Annotated in this window: 11 protein-coding genes and 2 pseudogenes; 11 read left to right on the forward strand and 2 right to left on the reverse strand. The window is 34.0% G+C overall.

The annotated features are described in order from the left end of the window. The first annotated feature begins 28 nt into the window (after positions 1 to 28). The 6 genes from AACL31_RS10005 (at position 29) to AACL31_RS10030 (ending at position 11,644) form a co-directional block, all read left to right on the forward strand. Positions 29 to 5,200, forward strand: a complete 5,172-nt coding sequence (locus tag AACL31_RS10005) for a C80 family cysteine peptidase (protein ID WP_339053967.1) — start codon at positions 29 to 31, stop codon at positions 5,198 to 5,200. A gap of 5 nt (positions 5,201 to 5,205) precedes the next feature. Next, on the forward strand, positions 5,206 to 5,328 hold the full coding sequence (locus AACL31_RS10010; protein WP_310512190.1) for a hypothetical protein: 123 nt from the start codon (positions 5,206 to 5,208) through the stop codon (positions 5,326 to 5,328). 98 nt (positions 5,329 to 5,426) lie between these two features. After that, positions 5,427 to 7,241, forward strand: coding sequence for a calcium-binding protein (locus tag AACL31_RS10015; RefSeq protein ID WP_339053968.1), 1,815 nt, complete (start codon positions 5,427 to 5,429; stop codon positions 7,239 to 7,241). A 91-nt stretch (positions 7,242 to 7,332) separates the two neighbouring features. Further along, positions 7,333 to 7,983: a hypothetical protein gene (locus tag AACL31_RS10020; RefSeq protein WP_310512192.1), complete on the forward strand. Its 651-nt coding sequence runs from the start codon at positions 7,333 to 7,335 to the stop codon at positions 7,981 to 7,983. 206 nt (positions 7,984 to 8,189) lie between these two features. Beyond that, a complete protein-coding gene (locus AACL31_RS10025) occupies positions 8,190 to 10,082 on the forward strand; it encodes a calcium-binding protein (protein ID WP_310512193.1) in 1,893 nt (630 codons plus the stop codon). Between the two features lie 257 nt (positions 10,083 to 10,339). Continuing rightward, positions 10,340 to 11,644 (forward strand): NAD(P)/FAD-dependent oxidoreductase, encoded by a 1,305-nt coding sequence (locus tag AACL31_RS10030; protein WP_310512209.1) that lies wholly within the window; start codon positions 10,340 to 10,342, stop codon positions 11,642 to 11,644. Positions 11,645 to 11,729: 85 nt separating this feature from the next. Here AACL31_RS10030 and mfd read toward each other — a convergent pair whose 3' ends face one another. Further along, on the reverse strand, positions 11,730 to 15,170 hold the full coding sequence (gene mfd, locus AACL31_RS10035; RefSeq protein WP_310512194.1) for a transcription-repair coupling factor: 3,441 nt from the start codon (positions 15,168 to 15,170) through the stop codon (positions 11,730 to 11,732). Positions 15,171 to 15,365: 195 nt separating this feature from the next. Here mfd and lolC point away from each other — a divergent pair, with 195 nt between their 5' ends. From lolC to pepT, 5 genes and pseudogenes are all read left to right on the forward strand, one after another. Beyond that, positions 15,366 to 16,568: a lipoprotein-releasing ABC transporter permease subunit LolC gene (gene lolC / locus AACL31_RS10040; protein ID WP_339053969.1), complete on the forward strand. Its 1,203-nt coding sequence runs from the start codon at positions 15,366 to 15,368 to the stop codon at positions 16,566 to 16,568. Beyond that, positions 16,561 to 17,265, forward strand: a complete 705-nt coding sequence (gene lolD / locus AACL31_RS10045; RefSeq protein WP_310512196.1) for a lipoprotein-releasing ABC transporter ATP-binding protein LolD — start codon at positions 16,561 to 16,563, stop codon at positions 17,263 to 17,265. The genes lolC and lolD overlap by 8 nt, the downstream gene beginning before the upstream one ends. A 2-nt stretch (positions 17,266 to 17,267) precedes the next feature. Continuing rightward, positions 17,268 to 18,515, forward strand: coding sequence for a lipoprotein-releasing ABC transporter permease subunit LolE (gene lolE, locus AACL31_RS10050; protein ID WP_310512197.1), 1,248 nt, complete (start codon positions 17,268 to 17,270; stop codon positions 18,513 to 18,515). A gap of 92 nt (positions 18,516 to 18,607) precedes the next feature. After that, complete coding sequence (gene cobB / locus AACL31_RS10055) at positions 18,608 to 19,429, forward strand: Sir2 family NAD+-dependent deacetylase (protein ID WP_310512210.1); 822 nt, start codon at positions 18,608 to 18,610, stop codon at positions 19,427 to 19,429. A 108-nt stretch (positions 19,430 to 19,537) separates the two neighbouring features. Beyond that, a pseudogene (gene pepT, locus AACL31_RS10060) lies at positions 19,538 to 20,791 on the forward strand (peptidase T). Between the two features lie 71 nt (positions 20,792 to 20,862). Here the strand turns inward: pepT and AACL31_RS10065 are convergent. Further along, a pseudogene (locus AACL31_RS10065) lies at positions 20,863 to 21,989 on the reverse strand (JmjC domain-containing protein). Positions 21,990 to 22,046: the final 57 nt, after the last annotated feature.

Raw genomic sequence — 22,046 nt, forward strand, 5'->3', positions numbered from 1 at the left:
TAAAAATTTATTTATAAGGAAGCTTATGATGCCAAAACCTAAAAAATATCATTTCAACCCAGGTTTTTCTCAACAGAAATATATATTTGATGCGTCTAAAGAACGTTTCGAGCATATTGCTAATAAATTTATTTCGTATAACGATCCTAGTGTAGCAAAAGAAATAACAGGCATATGTTTGGCATTAACTGCCGCTTATTTAACACAGGTACGGGAAGGTGGATTAGAGCAGGGAGAAAAATATATTAAAGGTATCCAGAGTTTAGTTAAAATAATTGATTCAGAAGCAGAAATTAATGATCCACCTTATATTAAGGCCAGGCATAAAGCAAGGCAATTGCATGCTAAACAGAAAATGAATCTTTTATTTATTGATTTAATTGGCAGACAAAGACTATCATTTGATTTATATGAGATGGTAAATTATCAACCTAGTTACTCAATGTGGCCACAAATACAACAAAATGAGAATATTCAAGATTATTTTACTCAGATAATTAAATTTGAAGCTAATCAAAATAATGAATTTGTTGAAAGATTTTGGTTTAAAGAATTAATGATAGAAATTCAGCGTAGAATTAATATACATGATAACGATCTTATGAATTTCAAATTAATAGTACAAAGAACTTATCTGGATTTAAAGAAAAAATATCTTACTGCCTATGTTGACTATTACAATGATAGGGGGATAAAAATAAATAAAAAATATGAAAAAGCCATAGCTAATGATATAAAATTTGAAGAATTTATAAAAAATTTTATTGATAAAGATGATATTAATAGTAATAATTATTTTGAATTATCATCTGAAAATCATATGATGGCAATTGTGATAGAAAAAAATAATGATACTGGATTATTAAAATATGCCTTTTTTGATCCCAATTATGGAATTATTTATTTTGACAGTCGAGAAGAATTTAAACAGTTTTTAACTTATGTCATTAAAGAACGGCAGGATATTTATAGTTTTCTGACTTATGATGATAATACTTATATTACTTCAATTATAAAATTAGAAAATAATGATGTAATTAACAAAACGAATATTTTTCCAACTATTGAACGTGATTTAGTAAACATAACAACTACTAAAATACTTTGTGAAGAACAAAGTATTTTTTATCTTACTAATAATATTAAATTACTATTTAAGGAATTTAATGCACCAGTTGGAATGACAACAATAGCCTTAATTGATGAAAATGAAAGTTCAAAAATAATTAATTTAACTATTAATTCTATTGATTCCGATATAATTTTAGAAACTATAACGGAACTATATAAAAACTTCTTAGCATTGGATAATAACAACCTCTATCTAAATATAGACAATGATAAATGTATTGTTTCGAGAATTAATTATGCTGGAGACTCAGAAGCCATCGCTGAATTTTTATTAGAAAATTTTTTAAACGATACACTGCAAATACATAAAAATGAATCTTTAAATGACGATATAGCAGTTATTCTTGATGCATGGTGGGATCCTAAAGTTAACCCAGAAAAAATTCCATCTCATTCTGATATTGAAATAGAAAGGTTAGCAGACACCAATTATCGCCATAATTTAATTATTCAATTTGAAGGTGACGAAATTGTTAGTAAATCAGTTGCCAAATTAATTAGTAAGCATCCAGATATGACCACAGTAATTCAGTATGATCTTGAGCTCGATCGTTATAGAGTGGCTTATGGTGATATTAACAAAGTGTCAGGCGAGCGAGCAAGATGGTTTCTTATTGCCCATGGTAGAATTGATAGCGCAACTAAAAAAAGAACCTTTGCCAGGAAAACTGCGCAACATATTGTCACTAAATTAAAATATTTAAAACAGACTGAATTTAAGAATAGCGATCCTGAGAAAATAGCTTTGTTGGGTGGCAAATTAGGAGAAGCAAGAATAGAAGATAATTTTGCTTTAGATATTAGCCAGCAACTTTGGCATGAAGGGTTTAATTCAATAATAACTGCTTATACACAAGATTTGCATATTTGTCATAATGGCAGAAAAATAGTTTATTTAAATGAATATGAAAGTAGCCGTAAAGATGCCAGATATTACAAAACTATTTTTAATAAAGAAATTTCTCCGGTAGGAATACAAATTAATCATGAAATATTAATCAATTATATTTTAAGAGAAATTAATTTTGGTAATATTTCATTGGATAGTGATTTTATTAAAAATAGTGATTATGTAAAGCAATATTTTTATCTTCCAAATGGTAAATTAGATATTAATTTATTAAAATTGGTTGCTTTAGATAATCGAGCATATAATCTATTTGTTGATTATATTTATGAAACAAGAGCTATTTATGGTAATTTTAATGTAAATGGTTTGCTAGAGAAATTATATGAAGAAAAAATTTTTGACACCCCGTTATGGAAAACAGTCAATAATGAAGCAATACAAAATAACTCATATCTAGTAGATAAAAATAATATAAACAAAATTATTTTTCGTTTTACTGATGAGAAAAAACATCGTCAACAAGCTGAGTTATTAGCTAGTGAAAACCCAGAAAATACATTCATTTTTCAAGTAGATAAAAATTCAAATACGATTATTTTAGAATATGGTAAATTAGATAATTTACAAACTACCTCAATTGATAAATGGATATTGTTGGGAGATGTTCAACTGCAAGATACTGTTTTTTTATTTGAAGGAATGACGACAGAAGATTTAGTCGATGTAATGAATGACATTCATAAACAGCATTTATTAGCTATCCCTGGTGAAATTAGTTTTTTTAATAAAAAAGCATTAGGCCGATTGTCAAACCCATATGATACTTCAGCAATTGCCTGTCAGCTGGCAATAAAATTAGCGCAGAAAAATATAACAACCAATATAACTACTTACCAGGCAAACATTGATCCTTTTCCATTACCATCATTAGATGGAGTGGCTGAATATTTTGATTTGATTAAAAATAATAAATTTAGTAAATTTAGATATGATCAAGCCACTGAACAACTATTCTATAATGATTTTAATATTTCTCATGCTTTATTTATGGATATAGCTAAAGGTAATATTGATCCTGATTTAGACTTTGCAAGTTATCCTTATTATTTAAATCAATACCTACTTGATCAAGATGGTAATTTAATTACTAATAGAATAAAAACCATTATCTATGATCCAATTATTAGTCGTAAAGTGAATAATTATTTTTTACGTAATATAAATCAATTACCAAATGCGCTTGAACAATGGCAAAGAATATTTTCAATTGATAATAATGAAGCATTAAATATAAAAATAAGAAATATTGATCTATTATTAGAAAATATCAGTTATCGACCAGAAATTATTTATTATCTTAGTGATTATTCAAAAAATTTACTCACAGAATTATATTCACGCTCCGATGGAGCACTTGATGTGGCTAGTTTAATGATCTTAATTAATGAACCACCACAGTTAAATAAGTTACATATGTCTTTGACAGAGCTTGCTGGGATTGATGAAAGAAGTGGACTTAGCGAATTGCCGTTACAAGAGTCATTATTTAGAAGTCAGCAATGGCATCAATATTATCTTAATAATATCATCTCATTAACTAAAAAAGGTAATCAAGATCCTAACTTAACCATAAAACCATTGTCACATGCTTTTTATTTTGAAAAAAATGTAAATTTAGCTAAGTATATAGGCCTCTTTTATGCGTTAACTTCTAATAATACTAGTGATATAAATAGAATATGGCAATATCACCGTGATTTAATCGAAGTTTCCACCAGGAGAAAATTATTGACTAATGAGCAAAAGTTTTTAAATAACTTTAATGAAGTTGTTGATTGGATTGTCTATTTTGCTGATAGTGAATCGTTACTCTATGATCAGCAAAATTTAATTTTATCTGAAAGCTTAGCTAATGATCCTATTGTCAAATATCAATTAAGTATTAATCATATTGTTTTCACTATTCTTATTGAAGATAAAGGATATGGTTATTATCAATGTAAAATCTTTGATCCAGGCATGGGTGAAATAAAAATAAATCAGATAGCAAAAGAAAATTTAGATATAAAAATTATTTCATATATTAGAAATTATCTTAATAGTGATGTTGTTATTGATAATAATAGTTATAAGCGCTATCAATTGATGGGATTAGAAAAGGATCCGAGTGAAAATTATCAATTTAAGCTACAAAAAATTTCTGATAATTTGATAATTAAAACCAGGGGGAAAGATTTAATTGATAAAATACCAATTAATGAAAATATATTCGAAGCTAATGTAAATGTTAAGATAGGAGAATATAATATTTCATTATTAACCTTACAGCAAGCTGGTGCTCATATAGAGGATATTCCTATTTCATCATTTGCTATTAGAAACATTGCTAATTGGCAAACAAAAATAAGATTTGATGCTGAAAAACTTAATGATTATTTAACTTTATTTTCGGGTACTAGAGAAAATATTAATATTATTAAATTAATTAAAGAAAAAATAAAACTTTTACCTGATCATAAAAGTTTTTTATTGGAAAATGGCAATTTAAATGATTATTCTGTAGCGATGGAGCGTTTAACAGACATTAATAACTATGTTGAACCACATTTAATAAACAGAAAATTATGGAAAAATTTACAACTGAATATGGCACAATTACCACGTTACGCACATATTCTGAATAAGATTTCTAATATTACTCAGTTAACAAGTCTTATACAATTGGTTTCATCAACCCAATCAAGCTTAAACTATTTAAATAATCCTGATATTTCAGTAAATGAACGACAGCAGATTGAAAAAAGTCTGGTTATAGCCTGGAGTGCTGGCATCGTAAATTGGGGCAATGAAATTTTACAACCTTTACTAGTAAAAGCTGCGTATCACATAACAGGAGCCAGATATAGTGCTAATTTGTTTGCTGCCAGATTATCTATTGGCATTAATATCGCCGCTAGTGGATTTGATCTTTATTATGCCTATGAAAACTTTAATCAACTAAACTATGAGACTGATCCGGTAATACGCCAGGATTTAATTGTTAATGGTACGTTATCTTTGCTAGGGGCTGGCGTAAGTATTACCAGTGCATTAACTATGTTAGCTGGTAGTTCGTATGCGGGTCCAGTAAGTATTGCGATCGGTACCGGTTTAATGGTAGTAGGTATGTTTTATAACGCCTATAGTACTGTTGAAAGAATTAAAAAAATGTGCAATTAACAGCCATGGAAGAATTTCAAACAGGTTTCAATGCTGCATTAGGGCTAACAGCTGGTTATTCAGTGCGCAATAAGTTATTAAAACAACAGACAGAAAATGCGGTTAAAGCTTATAGAATAAAAATCTAACTATTCAATATGATTATGAATATTTAAAAAATGATTTAAATATTCTTACTTTATCTCTCGATTTATGGAAACAACAACAAATTAGCGAAGCAATTGAAGTGGCTAAACGAGAATTTACTGCTGGTGAGGTCAGAAAAATTATTGCACAATACCCTGAACGTTATCTGGTAGAACCGGCAAAAATTAAAACCTATATTCCGATTAACACTCAAGGTGAAAATGAAGTTATTATGTTTAGCCGAGAGAAGGATAATATAATTAAAGTATTAACAAATCAACCTTACCTGGATAACTATCGATTTTCTGATGCATACGCTATTTATTCATTAGCAGAAAAAAATCAGCCAGAATTTATTTATGAAGGTTTACATGATTATTTGATGAAAGGTAGTTTAAAACGACAAATTACTGGTATTAATTTTAATTTAGGCCATGGTGATGATGTTGCAGTTGGCTTAGTAGCAGTAAAAAACCGTTTCCTTTCCTATAATGGCCATAAAATATTTATTGGTGGCGAACAGGATGATGTTTTTATTTTATCAGGAGAAATGTTGGGTACTACAGAATATAAATATTTTAATGGTGATAAAGGAAATGATACTTTAATTATTGCTCAATTGCCTCGATATTATAGTAATGTATCGTTAAGTAGTGATGGAATTCTATCTGATAATGTAACTCTTTCATTAACAGGAACTTTTATTAATTTAGAGCAAGGTTCATTAAGATTTCTTCACCAATCTATCTATGCTGGTTTTGAAAATATTGAATTGTTGATTAATAGTAATAATAAAACCGATATTCATGCTGATTTAGTCAGTTTTGAAAATATTATTGGAATAAAAAATAATCAAGATGTTATTTTAGCCAATGAAAAAGACAATATTTTAAATGGTAATGGAGGTTTAGATATTATTTATGGTAAGGGTGGAAAAGATACTATTATACTGAATAATGGTTATGCTAATGGTGGCGAAGAACAAGATACTTATATTATAGAGCGTTATAGTTGGAATGAGTATGTTGCAAGTTTAACTTGGCGAAGTGTAGATTATATCTGGGATGCTGAAAATCAAACATGGATAAACATTGCCATAAATAGAGCAACAGATAATATTGATGCGAAGATTATTATTGATGAATATGAATTTCAAACGAAAAGTATCGTAAATCTTGATTATTATTTAGATGAAATTAAAGAATTAGCAATAACTGGTAATGATATTAGCATTAATATTTCTGCCTTTGATAATCAAAGGAATATTAGTGTTCAACGTAGTCTAAATATAAATAATATTAATTTGGTTTTAAAGAACGCGTATAGAAATTTTGATAATAATAATTTAATGGTTAACCATGAATATATTTTACAAACAGCAGATGGTTTTTTATTATCGATGGATTTAACTGACAAAATAAAAATATCAATACCACCAAACAATATATTTGAAGCTATATACATTAGTGAATTAGATAAAAATAAGAGTGCTATAATTAATAATCAGATTGAGATTGATTTAAACCATAATAGTATAAAAAATTATCTATTACCCCCTATGATAAAACCATTATTGGCTACTCATAATGCAGAAAATTCCTTATTTTATGGTAATAATGCTAATAATAAATTTTTATCAATTAAAAATAATTCATATATTAATTTTTCTCATAGCATAGATACTTATATTATTGATGATCTTGAGATTAAAGACTTTAGTAATAATAAAAGTATTGTTTTTGATTTTAAAGAGATCATAGCAGGCTATACACATGAAGATGTTATTATTATTGCGATAAAAAATTATAGTGGTCATGATTTTTTCTTTTATGAGAATAAGTTATTGTATAGTAAAAATGATAATATAGCTGAAATTATATTTATTAATATTACAGCAATATCAGGTAGCAGATAGTTTTAAACAAGCATTATTTGAAAAACAGCGCAATCAATTTCAATTTGAATTACAACCATTTGGTTATACTTTACATTTTTATATTGAAGAAATGCAGCAAGCAGAAGAGTTACCTTATTTTCATTTAATAGATAAACAGACAAATAAATATCTGGTCTATCAAGACATTGAACATCATATGATAGCAAAATATCTCAATATATTTTCAAATTCAGCCATCACCTTATGGATAAATGAATCTATTAATCATGAGATAGAGCAGAATAAAAGACGTTTTTCCGAACAGGAAGTCAGATTAATTTTACAGCAATTTCCAGACCGTTATGATATTGAACCTGTCAAAATTAAAGAATATATTCCACATTCACAAATAGCAACTAATGATACGATTTTATTAGAGGAAAATTCAGATAATATATTTTTAGACTTTACAGATAATTATTCTAATAGGCATAAATTGTTTGCATCGGATAGTCAAAAATCAATGGTCATTTATACAACATCATTGTGGCCTAGATTAACACACTCCTATGATTATGTTGAAAGTTTTTTTGGAAATACCTATAACAAGGCTTATATTTCTGGCATAAGTTTTAATACAGGTAATGGCGATGATATTATTATTGGATTGAAGGATGTAGCCAACCGATTTGAAATATATGATGGTAAAAAATATTTATTGGGGGTAATAGCGATGATATTTTTATCTTTAATAATAAGCAATTTGAAATTAGTAAAATAAAATATCTTTACGGTAAAGATGGTAATGATATTATTATTATTAATACATTACCTATTCAACAAAATATTGGTCTTATAGGGCCAGATTTTTCTATTTATAATAAACATAACAATACCAGTTTTCGCGGTTGTTATATTGATTTAGAAAATAGTACCGTAAAATATTTAACGCGACCTTTTCGCACTTTTGACTATTCTCATCATAGAATGACAAGTTTTGTTAGTAGTAGTAACAATACTTCACAACTTGTTGCATCTATTAATGATTTAGAAAATGCCAGTGGGCCGAATAAAGCACATAATATTATCATTGGTAATGCCAAAGATAATATTTTAGCAGGTGGCAATGGGCATGTAATTTTATATGGTAAGGACGGTAATGATACCCTTTTATTAACAAAGGGCTATGCTAACGGCGGTAATGGCGTTGATCGATATGTTATTCAACGTTATAACTGGACCGATCATATAAAAATCTTACCTGACTATCGCTTTTTTAATCAGTGGCATCCAGAACAGCAAATTTTTATCAATCCCAGCTCACAAAAGCAGCGATTTAAATTTAATCGACTGTTTAATTATAATTCATATGTAGTAATAGATGAAATGAGCAACAGTGATGAATCTATTATCGGACTGGAGTATCAGTTAGATGAAATAAAATCACTTGAATTAATTAATAGTGATATTATTCTGAAAATTGAAATAGATGCTTCATCTGAGCTGAATAAAACAGCAAAAAGTGTTATTCAAATAAAACTAAAAAATGCCTATAATTATCATAGTGATGGCAAACGTTTTTTAACTCATCAATATAATATACTTACTCAGGATGGTTTTTTATTAACCCCTTATTTATCTCAATTGTTGGACTCCACCTCTTATCAAGATGTTTTATTTGAGATTATGTATGTTAGAAAGTTTGAACGTCATGTCAGCGCGGCCAGATCTTATTATGTTGGTATTGATCTGCGAGAAAATACCCTTGAGACATATAAAAAAATATATTACTTACCAAATAATATTAGACCAATGAAAACCGCATTAGAGGCAGTGGAAACAAAGTTTTCTGGCGATCAATTTGATAACCACTTTTATAATATAAAAAGTAATAGCTATTTTTATCTAACAAAAGGTATAGATCATTTTTATATTAATGATATGTCAATTCCTAATTTAGTGGCTATTTATATTACTTTTGATTATGGCGCAGTAAGTGAGCTTTATACTGAAAATGATAGATTAATTATTTATTTAGCTGAATATAGTGGGTATGACTTTTTCTTTGAAAATAATGAGCTGGTACATAAAGATAAAAAAAATGATATAGCCAGAATAAAATTTGTAAATTGGCAGCAGTTAGCATCAATAAATATTCTAATTCAGGATAAAAATCAGCAAAAATTTAATATAATTTTGTCTGAACAGGGCAACTTTATTAAGCCACTGGCTCCTATTCAAATGGCAACAGAACAAGATGATATTATTGTGTTGCCATTAGATTATCGTCTGAATGAAAAATTACTTGATGCCGGTGATGGTAATGATATTGTCACCGATATTAGTCGAAGGGGACATATTATTAAGGGAGGAAAAGGTAATGATATTATTACGGTTACAGCGGGTAATAATATTCTGTTTGATGGTGAAGGCAATGATGCACTCTATGGTGGTGATGGTGATGATATTCTTATCACGACCGGTGGAAATGTCACCTTAACGGCAGGAAAAGGTAACAATATTATTTTCATTAATCAGCTTAATGGCTATATTAAAATTATTAACAGTGGTGGCAAAGATACCATTATTTTGCAGGATAAAAAGATCACTGATTATCAGATTATTGATCACAACGGCAATCGCTCATATCTCTCTTCGGATAGTTTATCTGGCATATTGATTGAAGATTATGAGCAACAAAATATTACTGTTAAAACTGGAATTGGACGTAATGAACCGCTTAATAATGAACAAATTAATGGTTTAATTGATTTCATGGCTGCGTTTGATAATAAAAGCGAAAATAGCAGTATCGATTTAATCACTTATCTATCTACCTTTAATGTTGAGGCAGATTTTAGTGTTGCGACAACCATATAAACACTATTATTGATAAATAGAAATTAGATAGTGAGTATTGGTTATTGTAAATAATCGCAGTATTTTGTTTCACTTATTATTAATAGTAATGATGTAAAAATAACCAGCTAAATTGATTTTAATTAATTTAGGTATGAGCAAATAATCAACTATGTTATTCTGTTGGCAAAATAAACTTTTTTTGAAAAATTATGCTATTTGAAGCTAATTGTTAAATTTATTTAAATAACAAAAAATTATTTTAGGATAGGGTAGTTATTATGACGCCAAAAACCAAGATTATCATTGTCGGTGGTGGGGCAGGAGGATTAGAACTCGCAACCAAGTTGGGGCATAAATTAGGACGCAAGAATAAAGCTGAGATTATATTAGTTGATCGCAATCAAAGCCATTTATGGAAACCTTTACTGCATGAAGTTGCGACCGGCTCTTTAGATGATGGAGTAGATGCTCTGAGTTATTTGGCGCATGCCCGTAATCACTATTTTCATTTTCAATTAGGTTGTTTGACAAATATTAATCGTGAAAATAAAACCATTACGCTTGCAGAGATACATGATAAGGAAGGCCAATTATTAGTTCCTGAGCGGCAATTAGATTTTGATATTTTAGTGATGGCGTTAGGCAGTGTATCTAATGATTTTGGTACCGCCGGCGTAAAAGATCATTGTATTTTCCTGGATAACCCACAGCAAGCACATCGTTTTCATGACGAAATGTTAAATTTATTTCTCAGTTATTCGGTGCGACATAAACCGGATGATAAGATTAATATCGCCATTGTTGGTGGTGGCGCAACTGGGGTGGAACTTTCTGCTGAACTCTATAATGCTATCGAGCAATTAACCAGTTATGGTTTTGAAGGCTTGGATAAGGAAGCGCTTAATGTAACCCTGGTTGAGGCGGGAGAACGTATTTTACCGGCATTACCGGTACGGATCTCAACAGCTGCACATCATGAATTAACCAAATTGGGTGTTCGTGTTTTAACACAGACCATGGTAACTAGTGCGGATAGAGATGGCCTTAACACTAAATCGGGAGAAAAAATTAACGCCGATCTTATGGTTTGGGCTGCGGGTATTAAAGCACCTGATTTTATGCACCAAATTGGTGGCTTAGAAACTAATCGAATTAACCAATTAGTCGTTAAACCAACACTACAAACGACGCTAGATAATGCTATTTTTGCTATTGGTGATTGCGCATCTTGCCCTAAAAAAGAGGGTGGATTTGTGCCTCCTCGCGCCCAAGCTGCACATCAAATGGCCACTTTGTGTTATAAAAATATCCTGGCATTACTCGATCATAAAGCGTTGCAAGAGTATGTTTATAAAGATCATGGATCTTTAGTCTCATTGTCTCGTTTTAGTACGGTTGGCAGCCTAATGGGAAATTTAGTGCGCGGTGATATGATGGTTGAAGGGAAAATCGCTCGTATCGTCTATATTTCACTTTATCGTATGCATCAAATAGCGTTACATGGTTATATTAAAACCGGATTGATGATGTTAGTGGGTAGTATTAATCGTATTATTCGACCTAGATTAAAATTACATTAATTTATGCCGATCACCATTAATAATAGCAAATTTGATATTAACCATCGCTTCTTACTGTAATCAAAATAAGAAGCGATGAGTTAATTTATACTTGGTGTGACTGAAAATCAGTTATTAATTGTCTGACGAAAGCGAGCCTTTCAGCATAATTGATTAGTGGTTTAACAAATTTCAATTTATTAGGCCCATCTAGCCGATAAATATCAGCTGAGTTTTGCAGTAACGCGATAAGAAAAGTCGCGTTTACTTTATTTTGTTCACTAAATTCAATAAATCCGCCTTTTTCATGAGCTTCTATTCGTTTAATGCCTAATGCTTGTGCATGCATCCGGATGGCAGTAGATTGTAGTAACTGCTTGCCTGCATCAGGCAGGCTACCAAAACGATCAATAAGTTCAATTTTTAACTCATCCAGCTCATTGTCATTTTTGGCGCTGGCAATCCTTTTATAAAACGATAATCGGAGATTTACGTCGGGAATATAGTCATCCGGCAGTAGTACCGGCATTCTTAACTCAATTTCAGTCTGTTGGCTGGTAAGTTCTTCTAAAGAAGGTTCCTTGCCTTGCTTTAAAGCCTCAACGGCGTTTTCTAGCAGTTCCATATAAAGTGTAAATCCGATGGTGGTCATCTGTCCGCTTTGTTCTTCACCGAGCAACTCGCCAGCACCGCGAATTTCTAGATCATGGGTAGCCAATGCAAAGCCAGCGCCAAGATCTTCTAGTGCTGCGATCGCTTCAAGCCGTTTTTGCGCGTCACCCGTCATAGCTTTCGGGTGTGGTGTTAAAAGATAAGCATAAGCTTGATGATAAGAGCGGCCAACTCTGCCACGCAGTTGATGTAATTGCGCTAAACCAAAATGATCTGCCCGTTCAATAATAATAGTATTAGCGGTAGGAATATCGATTCCGGTTTCAATAATGGTGGTGCAAATTAATACATTGAACCGTTGTCGATGGAAATCGGTCATTACCCGCTCCAGCTCTCTTTCGCGCATTTGACCATGGCCAATTACAAAACGCGCTTCAGGTACCAGCGACTCTAAACGCTCTTTGGCTTTCTCAATATATTTTACATCATTAAACAGATAGTAAACTTGTCCACCCCGTAATATTTCACGCAAAATTGCTTCCCGCACAATTAAATCATCATATTGACGAACAAAGGTTTTAACCGATAATCGACGAGAAGGCGGAGTGGCAATAATCGACAGATCACGCATGCCACTCATTGCCATATTAAGGGTTCGAGGAATAGGTGTTGCCGTTAATGTTAGAATATCAACATTAGCTCGCATCGATTTAATTAATTCTTTATGGCGAACACCGAAGCGATGCTCTTCATCAACAATTAATAACCCAAGTGTTTTCCAACGGATATCATTTTGCAGTAATTTATGGGTACCAATTAAGATATCCACTTTTCCTTCAGCCGCTGCGTTGATAATCTGTTGCTGCTCTTTGTTACTACGAAAGCGTGACAGCATTTCAATCCGTACTGGCCAGTTTGCAAAACGGTCGCGAAAATTATCGAAGTGTTGTTGCGCCAATAGCGTTGTAGGTACCAACACGGCAACTTGTTGATTATTGGTTATTGCCAGGAATGCTGCTCGCATTGCTACTTCAGTTTTACCAAAGCCGACATTACCACAAACTAAGCGATCCATGGCAATGGGTTGACACATATCGCTTAAAACGGCATTAATTGCCTGTTCTTGATCAACGGTTGTTTCGAAGGGAAAACCTTGGCAAAAAAGCTGATATTGCATTTTATCGTGCTTGAAAGCAAAACCTGGCTTTATGCTACGCTGAGCATGAAAATCTAACAGTTCTGCCGCCACATCACGAATTTTTTCAGCTGCTTTTTGTTTTGCTTTAGTCCAAACATCAGCACCTAATTTATGTAGTGGTGCACTTTCATCACCGCCGCCACTATAACGGCTAATTAAATTTAGCGATGAAACCGGAACATAAAGTTTATCATTGCCTGCATAAGTCAGCATTAAGTACTCAGCTTGAATACCGCCTGCGGCTAAAGTGGTTAAACCTTGATAACGTCCAACCCCATGTTCAAGGTGAACAACCGGTTGTCCGGGGCGTAACTCTGCCAGATTACGGATCAATAAATCGGTATTAATTGGTTTACGTTGTTCAGTATGACGTTGAATAACCCGTTTACCTAAAATATCGCTTTCACAAATAAGAGCTATTTGTTGATCCTGATTAGTAAAACCCTGTTCAGCTGCCCCCATGGTGATATAAAAGCCTGGATTATTGGCTTCACGCAGCATTTTAATCTTAATAGGGTTGATTTTTATCCGTGCTAATAGCTCTAGTACAGTTTCACGCCGTCCGGCACTTTCTGCAGAAAAAATAATTCGGCCAGCAAAATTTTTGCTGAACTGCTCCAGTTTATCAAGTGGGGCTTTATTTTGCTGGCTGATACTTAAATCAGGTAAAGCTAAGTAGGGCAGGTTAGTGTTGCCTGCTTTTTGACCGACCAGCTCAACTGAAATTTTGATACGTGGCCAAGTTTTAAGGGCGTGATTAAGTTGCTCGCTATTTAGCCAAAGTGTATCAGGCGGTAGTAGCGGACGCATGGGATCAACATTTCGGCTCTCATAGCGCTGATAAGTGTCAGCCCAAAATCTATTAGCCGCCGCTGTTAAATCTTGCGTGATCAATAAAGTATCAGCAGGCAAGTAGTCAAATAAAGAAGATAGTGGTTGATTGAAAAAAAGAGGCTGCCAATATTCAATTCCCGCTGGCATTATTTTTTTACTAATTTGTTGATAGATATGCTCAGGATCACGCCGTACGTCGAAATGTTCACGCCATTGGCTACGGAATAACTCAATAGCTTTATCATCTGTTGGGAATTCGTGAGCGGGCAGTAGATTTATCTGCTCAACTTCGCTGATAGTCAGTTGACTATCAACATCAAAAGTTCTTAAGCTATCAATTTCATCATCAAAAAAGTCAATCCGGTATGGATTATCGCTGCCCATTGGAAAGAGATCAAGTAACGCTCCACGAGTAGCATATTCACCATGTTCGAGTACTTGTTCAACATGTCGGTAACCGACTTTATCAAGATTGTTACGCAAATTTTCACGTGAGAGCTTGTCGCCTTTATGCATGACCAGTGCATTGCTGATTAGGAAATCAGCAGGGCAAACTTTTTGCATTAATGTATTAACCGGAACAATTAACAAACCTTTTGTTAAGGTTGGTAGTCGATAAAGATTGACTAAGCGCGCAGAAATAATTTCTTGATGTGGTGAAAAACTATCATAAGGTAGTGTTTCCCAATCCGAAAGCATTGTCACTGAATTTTGCGAAAATTGTTGTATTTCATCACATAATTTTAAGGCATTATGCGTATCTTGAGTGATCAAAACGACAAGACCCTGATGGTGTTCGACAATATCAGCATATTCAACAGCGGCTGCCGCGCCAATTAGACACCCCAAATGGCGTGTATCACCTTGCTTTTTGGGTAGTTGGTAATAATATTTTGCCGGCATAAGGATTAATTAATTCTCATTGATAGAAATTGTAATACTTGTTTTGTTGACACTAAAACAAACGAAAAATAGTCTAATCTGTTAAGTTAGATATAAAAAATCGTAAAACTTTGGCTTAGGGTGGTTCCATTCAGTGACGCTACCCTTTATTATCGCCAAACACTTTGCTTTGGCAACAGAGGTATATCGGATTTCATGTCTCAGTCTGTTATCTTTTATATTGGTCTACGTTACATGCGTGGACGAACAGGCGACCGATTTGGTCGGTTCGTATCGAGTTTATCTACGATTGGCATTGCATTAGGCGTTATGGCATTAATTACCGTCACTGCTGTTATGAATGGTTTTGAACGTTCATTACAGCAGAGTATTTTAGCATATATGCCACAGGCTATTTTAACGACACCTAAAGGTAATCTCAATCCCAATCAATATCCAGCAAAAAATGTAACCTATCTAGAAGGAATCGAAAGCATTGCCCCAATTGTAGAAAGTGATGTTGTATTGCAAAGCAGCCAAAATGTGGGGGTTGCGGTCATGATTGGCGTTGATGAAAAGTCAACCGAGCCTTTGTTAAATCATTTGCAAGATGTTGATCCTTCAGTATTAACTGCCGGTAGTTACCACGTTATTTTAGGCGTAAAGTTGGCTGAACAGCTTGAGCTAAAGAGGGGGGATCAATTGAGATTAATTGTCCCAGGTGTTAGTCAACTTACGCCAATGGGCAGAATACCCAGTCAGCGTTTATTCACGGTAGCCGGTTTTTTTGCTACCGAAGGTGAAGCCGATAATAGCGAATTATTGGTTAATCAACAGGACGCGGCAAGATTAATGCGTTATCCGATCGGTAATATTACGGGTTGGCGACTTTATCTTAAGGCACCTTTAACCGTTGATAGCTTGAATCAACAGACGTTACCAGCAGGTATGGTATGGCAGGATTGGCGCGAACGAAAGGGTGAGTTTTTTCAGGCAGTGAGAATGGAAAAAAATATGATGGGATTATTATTGAGTCTCATTATTGCCGTGGCAGCCTTTAATATTGTTACTTCACTTTCATTATTGGTTATGGAAAAACAGTCTGAAGTGGCTATTTTGCAAACATTAGGTTTAAAGCGGGGCCAGATTATGGCTATTTTTATGTTACAGGGAGCAGGAGCAGGCATCATTGGTACCATCATTGGAACATTATTAGGTCTATTTATCGCAAGCCAGCTTAATATAATTATGCCTATGTTAGGTTTGTTGGCTAAAGGAATCGAATTACCGATATCTATTGATCCTGCTCGTATTATATTAATCGCTTTATTTTCAATCGCTATCTCATTATTGGCCACCCTTTATCCATCTTGGCGTGCAGCCACCGTTCAACCTGCAGAGGCTTTACGTTATGAATAATTCTCCGCTATTAGTTTGCCAGGACCTCTGTAAATGTTATCAAGATGGCAAAATTTCGACTAATGTACTTAAAAATATCTCCTTCTCAATCAAAAAAAGTGAAATGATGGCAATTCTGGGTAGTTCAGGCTCTGGCAAGAGTACGCTACTGCATTTATTGGGTGGATTAGATACGCCAACTAGTGGTGATGTCATTTTTGATGGTAAAAAAATTAGCTCACTTTCTACCAATGGGCGAGCTGAACTACGCAATCAGAAGTTGGGGTTTATTTATCAATTTCATCATCTATTGCCGGATTTTACTGCGTTGGAAAATGTAATGATGCCATTGTTAATTGGCGGAATGACACGTGTGAAAGCGCAGCAAAAAGCGAGTGAGGTGTTAGCAGCAGTAGGTTTATCTCATCGAGTTAATTATCGCTCCGCTGAATTATCTGGCGGTGAGCGACAGCGAGTTGCAATTGCTCGGGTAATTGTTAATGAACCTGCTTTAGTACTGGCGGATGAACCGACCGGTAATTTGGACTTACACAATGCAGATGTCATTTTTGATTTATTAATGGATCTTAATCGACAAAAAGGGACGGCATTTTTAGTTGTGACTCATGATTTGCGACTTGCCGGTCGTTTAACTCGTCAGCTGGAAATGCGGGATGGTTATTTACAGGATGATCCGAGCTTAATAGGAGTGCAATGATCATGGCGGAATTACCCCGTGCGTTAAAAATTGCACTTCGTTTTAGTCGAGGTAAAAAAAGAGCTGGTTTGGTTTCACTGATCTCGATTATTTCTACACTGGGTATTGTGCTTGGCGTTGCAGTGTTGATTATTGGCTTAAGTGCAATGAATGGTTTTGAACGTGAATTAAAAAATCGCATACTTTCAGTTGTCCCTCATGGACAAATTGCGGCAGTCAATCAGCCTTATTTAAATTGGCAAGCTGATTTAGCTAAGGTTCGACAAACACCAGGGGTTGTTGGTCTATCACCCTATATTAATTTTACTGGGTTGCTCGAAAAGGGGAGCGCATTGAAGGCGATCCAGGTAGCCGGTGTTGATTTATCGTCAGAGCGATCAGTTAGTTCGTTACCTGATTTTATCTTGAATGATGCCTGGCAAAAATTAAAACCAGGTAATAACGAAATTATTTTAGGTCAAGGTGTGGCAGAAACATTAAAAGTTTCGCCTGGGGATCATATTACCATCATGATCCCTAATCATGATGATAAATTACGTATTCAGCAACCGAATCGAATTAGTGTCACGGTTATTGGCGTATTCAAATTAAATGGTATGTTAGATCATCAGCTGGCAATTGTGCCATTGCAAGATGCGCAGCAATATTTAGCCTATGGTGATGGTGTTACTGGTTTTCAGATCAGTGTGAATGATGTTTTTGCTGCCAATAAAGTGGTTTACGATGCCGGAATAAATACTGGCCATTATGTCACTATTAAAAGTTGGATAGCGGATTATGGTTATATGTATAACGATATTCAAATGGTGCGTGGCATCATGTATCTGGCCATGATTTTGGTAATTGGTGTCGCCTGTTTTAATATTGTCTCTACGCTGGTAATGGCAGTGAAAGATAAAAGCACCGATATTGCGGTGTTGAGAACACTCGGTGCTAAAGATAGTTTTATTCGTGCTATTTTTTTATGGTATGGATTAATAACGGGAATGGTTGGTTGTTTTATTGGTATGTTAGTCGGGATTTTTATATCACTAAATTTAACGACTATCATTAAATGTATAGAAAGTATTGTTGGTCATCCTATTTTATCAGGTGATGTTTATTTTATCGATTTTTTACCCTCTGAGCTCCATATTACCGATATATTTTATGTCATGTTAACAACATTAATTTTAAGTTTACTCGCAAGTTGGTATCCAGCTAAACGGGCAACAAAAATAGATCCGGCGCGAATTTTAAGTGGGCAATAACCGTTGTTGTTTTTGCTGTCATTATCTAAAAGAGGCGATGGTTTGATTGAAAGTAATGGGTCGTTTAGCATGAAAAAGGATACTGTCCAATGATGCGGTTTTATTGTCGACTTAGAAAGTTACGTAAAAAGAAAAACTTACATCGACAAAGATTTCGTTGTTGCCTTTTTTACCGAGACAAACAGTTGATTGATAAGATGAAAACAAAAAAAATTGTCGTGTTAACCGGCGCCGGGATTTCAGCTGAGTCTGGAATTCGTACTTTTCGCGCAACGGATGGTTTATGGGAAGAACATCGGGTTGAAGATGTTGCAACACCTGAAGGTTTTGTTAGAGATCCAGAATTAGTACAACGTTTTTACAATCAGCGGCGTTATCAATTACAGCAAGCGGATATAAAACCCAACGCAGCCCATCATGCTTTAGCAAAATTAGAACATTTCCTGGGTGATAATTTTTTATTAGTTACGCAAAATATCGATAACTTACATGAAAAAGCGGGTAATAGACGCATTGTTCATATGCATGGTGAATTATTAAAAGCTCGCTGCTGTCAATCAGGTCAGGTTATTGAATGGAAAGGAGATCTAACAACCGATGATCGTTGTCACTGTTGCCAATTTCCTCAACCTTTGCGTCCCCATATTGTCTGGTTTGGTGAAATGCCACTAGGTATGGAGGTGATTTATCAGGCTTTATCATCAGCGGATATTTTTGTCGCAATTGGTACATCGGGACATGTTTATCCTGCCGCTGGGTTTGTACATGAAGCTAAACTTGCTGGTGCACATACCGTTGAATTGAATCTTGAACCCAGTCAGGTTGAAAGCCAGTTTGATGAAAAACATTATGGTGCTGCCACAAAAATTGTTGAAAAATATATTAGCGGGCTACTTGCAGAGCTCAAAGTATGATTAAGTAATAATGCATTTTATTAATATATCTGCTAAAACTGATTTGACGCAATAATTGTCATTAATTCCTTTCGCATAATGCGGTAATAGCTCATTGGGGGAAGAGAAATGGATAGGCTTTTAGAGCGTTTTTGGGAATATAGTGCGATTAATACTCAATCAAAGAGCTACACTAAATCTAAGCCCAGCAGTATAGGCCAGGCAAAATTAGCAAAGTTATTATTGACTGAACTGACAGAGCTAGGAGTTTCTACTAGCGAGTTGCTAGAAAACGGCTGTTTAATGGCGAAGCTGCCTGCCAATATTGAACATTCGGTTCCTGCGATTGGCTTTATTTCCCATCTTGACACTTCACCCGATTTTGTTGGTAAAAATGTTAAGCCACAACTGATTGAAAATTATCGTGGCGGTGATATCGCATTGGGTATTGGCAATGTGGTGTTATCGCCAGTAATGTTTCCCATTTTGCATGAAATGATAGGTAAAACGATAATTACTAGTGATGGTAAAACGTTATTAGGGGCAGAAAATAAGGCAGGTATTGCTGAAATTATGACGGCGATAACTCATCTAATACAGCAAAATATTTCTCATGGTGACATTTATATTGTGTTTACACCCGATGCCAAAATAGGTCGCGGAGCAAATAACATCGATTTAAAAAAATTTAATGCTCAGTGGGCTTATAATTTGGTTGGTAGGGGGATTGGTGGACTTGAATATGAAAATTTTAATATCGCGAATGTGAGGATAAAAATTATCGGTAAAGGGATGCTAAAGGAGAGCTCCAGAGAGGATATGGTAAATGCCTTAACATTGGCTACCCGCATTCATAATCAGATCCCAAGCCAAGAAATAGCAACGTATTCAATAATGGATCAAGGTTTTTATCATCTGAGTTGTATTAAAGGCACAGTAGAAAAGACTGAAATGAATTATATTATTTGTGATTTTGATGAACAAAACTTTGCCAAACGTAAGCGAGCTATGTTCCAAATAGCGGAAGAACAGGGAAAAGAGCTGCATCCTGATTGTTACATTGAATTGACGGTTGATGACATTTGTTACAACATGAATAAAGTGGTTTGCAAGTATCCACATGTTATTGATATTGCCAAGCAAGCAATGATTGACTGCTATATAAAACCTAATGTGCAACTGAATCGAGATATTACCCATGGGGAATTGTTAGCCGATTATGGCATACCCTGTCCTAATATTTTTACTGGCGGATATAATTTTCATAGTAAATATGAATTTATCTGTTTATAAGGTATGCAGCAGGCAGTTGATGTGATTGTTCGCATTGTGGCATTAACGGCGCAATATGTTAAATTTGATCGAGTTGCTGCGAACCAATGATAATTAACCTGCAAAATAAAATTATCAACTAGTTAAGCCAACATGTTTTATTATATACAGGTTAAACAATTCTAATCGTTAAAATACCAATATCCATCATTAATTAGTTTAGTGACTAATTGCATGAAATCCTTGTCATTCAATGCGTTGCCTAGCATATCAGCGTGAATTTCCTGTTTTTCACAAAGTATATTGATAGCTGTTATGTTTAATTTAGGCGATATTAATTGTTCACCATTAACAAAGTATTGATCCGCAACATTCAGGGTACGTAAGCCATTAAGTTTGTAAAGGGTATTTCCTTGACAAAGAAGCTGGATAACTTGCTCAACAGTATAGGATGGCTCGGGCGGCGCAATATCTAACTCATGACGAGACTGAGAGATATATGTGCCAAACCAATGATTAAAAATATGTGGTTGAGCAAGCAATTGTTGCATTATATGTTGTATTTCAGTTAATTCTGTTGGCAAGATCATAGCAGGATTGTCACGTGTCGCTATATCTGGATCGCTATAATGATATTTACCTAAGTCATTAGCGATAAGATAATCGGCAAAACTACTAAATAATTCACGGCTAGTCGGTGATCTAAAACCGACTGAGTAATTAAATGAAGTCTTAATGGAGTAGCCTTCATGGGGGAAGCCTGGCGGGATATAAAGGATATCGCCAGGCTCAAGTTGTTCATCAATAATGGCAGCAAAAGGCTCTACCTGGAGTAGATCTGGATGTGGACAATGCTGTTTTAGTGCAATTTTTTCACCTGCTCGCCAATGACGGCGGCCAAGACCTTGAATAATAAAAACATCATATTGATCAATATGGGGGCCAACGCCACCTGCTGGAACAGAATAAGAAACCATTAAATCATCAATTCGCCAATCAGATAAAACACGAAAGGGCGCTATTAAAGCAGTCGATGGATAATGCCAATGGTTAACGGCTTGTACTAGCAGTGACCATCCTGTTTTAGCCAATTGATCATAGCTATCAAAAGGGCCATGAGTGACATTCCAACTTCCATCCTGGAAGCTAACTAATCGACTATCCACTTCATCTTCCATTGCTAATCCAGCTAAATCATTAGCTGAAATAGGATCAATAAAATTAGTAAATCCTTGTTTAATTAATAATGGCTTTTTTGCCAATAATTTTTGATGAAATCTGGCCAATTGATGTTAAGTTGATAGTTTATTATTTTATTTTGCATATTTATTTTGTCAGATTAAAAATAAGAAAATGGTATTAGTGC

This window comes from Arsenophonus endosymbiont of Crataerina pallida (assembly GCF_964020125.1).
Lineage (GTDB): Bacteria > Pseudomonadota > Gammaproteobacteria > Enterobacterales > Enterobacteriaceae > Arsenophonus > Arsenophonus nilaparvatae.

Coding starts and splice junctions, on each gene's coding strand:
- AACL31_RS10020 (WP_310512192.1), top strand. CDS start 7,333: ATGCAGCAAGCAGAAGAGTTACCTTATTTTCATTTAATAGATAAACAG.
- lolC (WP_339053969.1), top strand. CDS start 15,366: ATGTCTCAGTCTGTTATCTTTTATATTGGTCTACGTTACATGCGTGGA.
- mfd (WP_310512194.1), bottom strand. CDS start 15,170: ATGCCGGCAAAATATTATTACCAACTACCCAAAAAGCAAGGTGATACA.
- lolE (WP_310512197.1), top strand. CDS start 17,268: ATGGCGGAATTACCCCGTGCGTTAAAAATTGCACTTCGTTTTAGTCGA.
- AACL31_RS10005 (WP_339053967.1), top strand. CDS start 29: ATGCCAAAACCTAAAAAATATCATTTCAACCCAGGTTTTTCTCAACAG.
- lolD (WP_310512196.1), top strand. CDS start 16,561: ATGAATAATTCTCCGCTATTAGTTTGCCAGGACCTCTGTAAATGTTAT.
- cobB (WP_310512210.1), top strand. CDS start 18,608: ATGCGGTTTTATTGTCGACTTAGAAAGTTACGTAAAAAGAAAAACTTA.
- AACL31_RS10010 (WP_310512190.1), top strand. CDS start 5,206: ATGGAAGAATTTCAAACAGGTTTCAATGCTGCATTAGGGCTAACAGCT.
- AACL31_RS10025 (WP_310512193.1), top strand. CDS start 8,190: ATGACAAGTTTTGTTAGTAGTAGTAACAATACTTCACAACTTGTTGCA.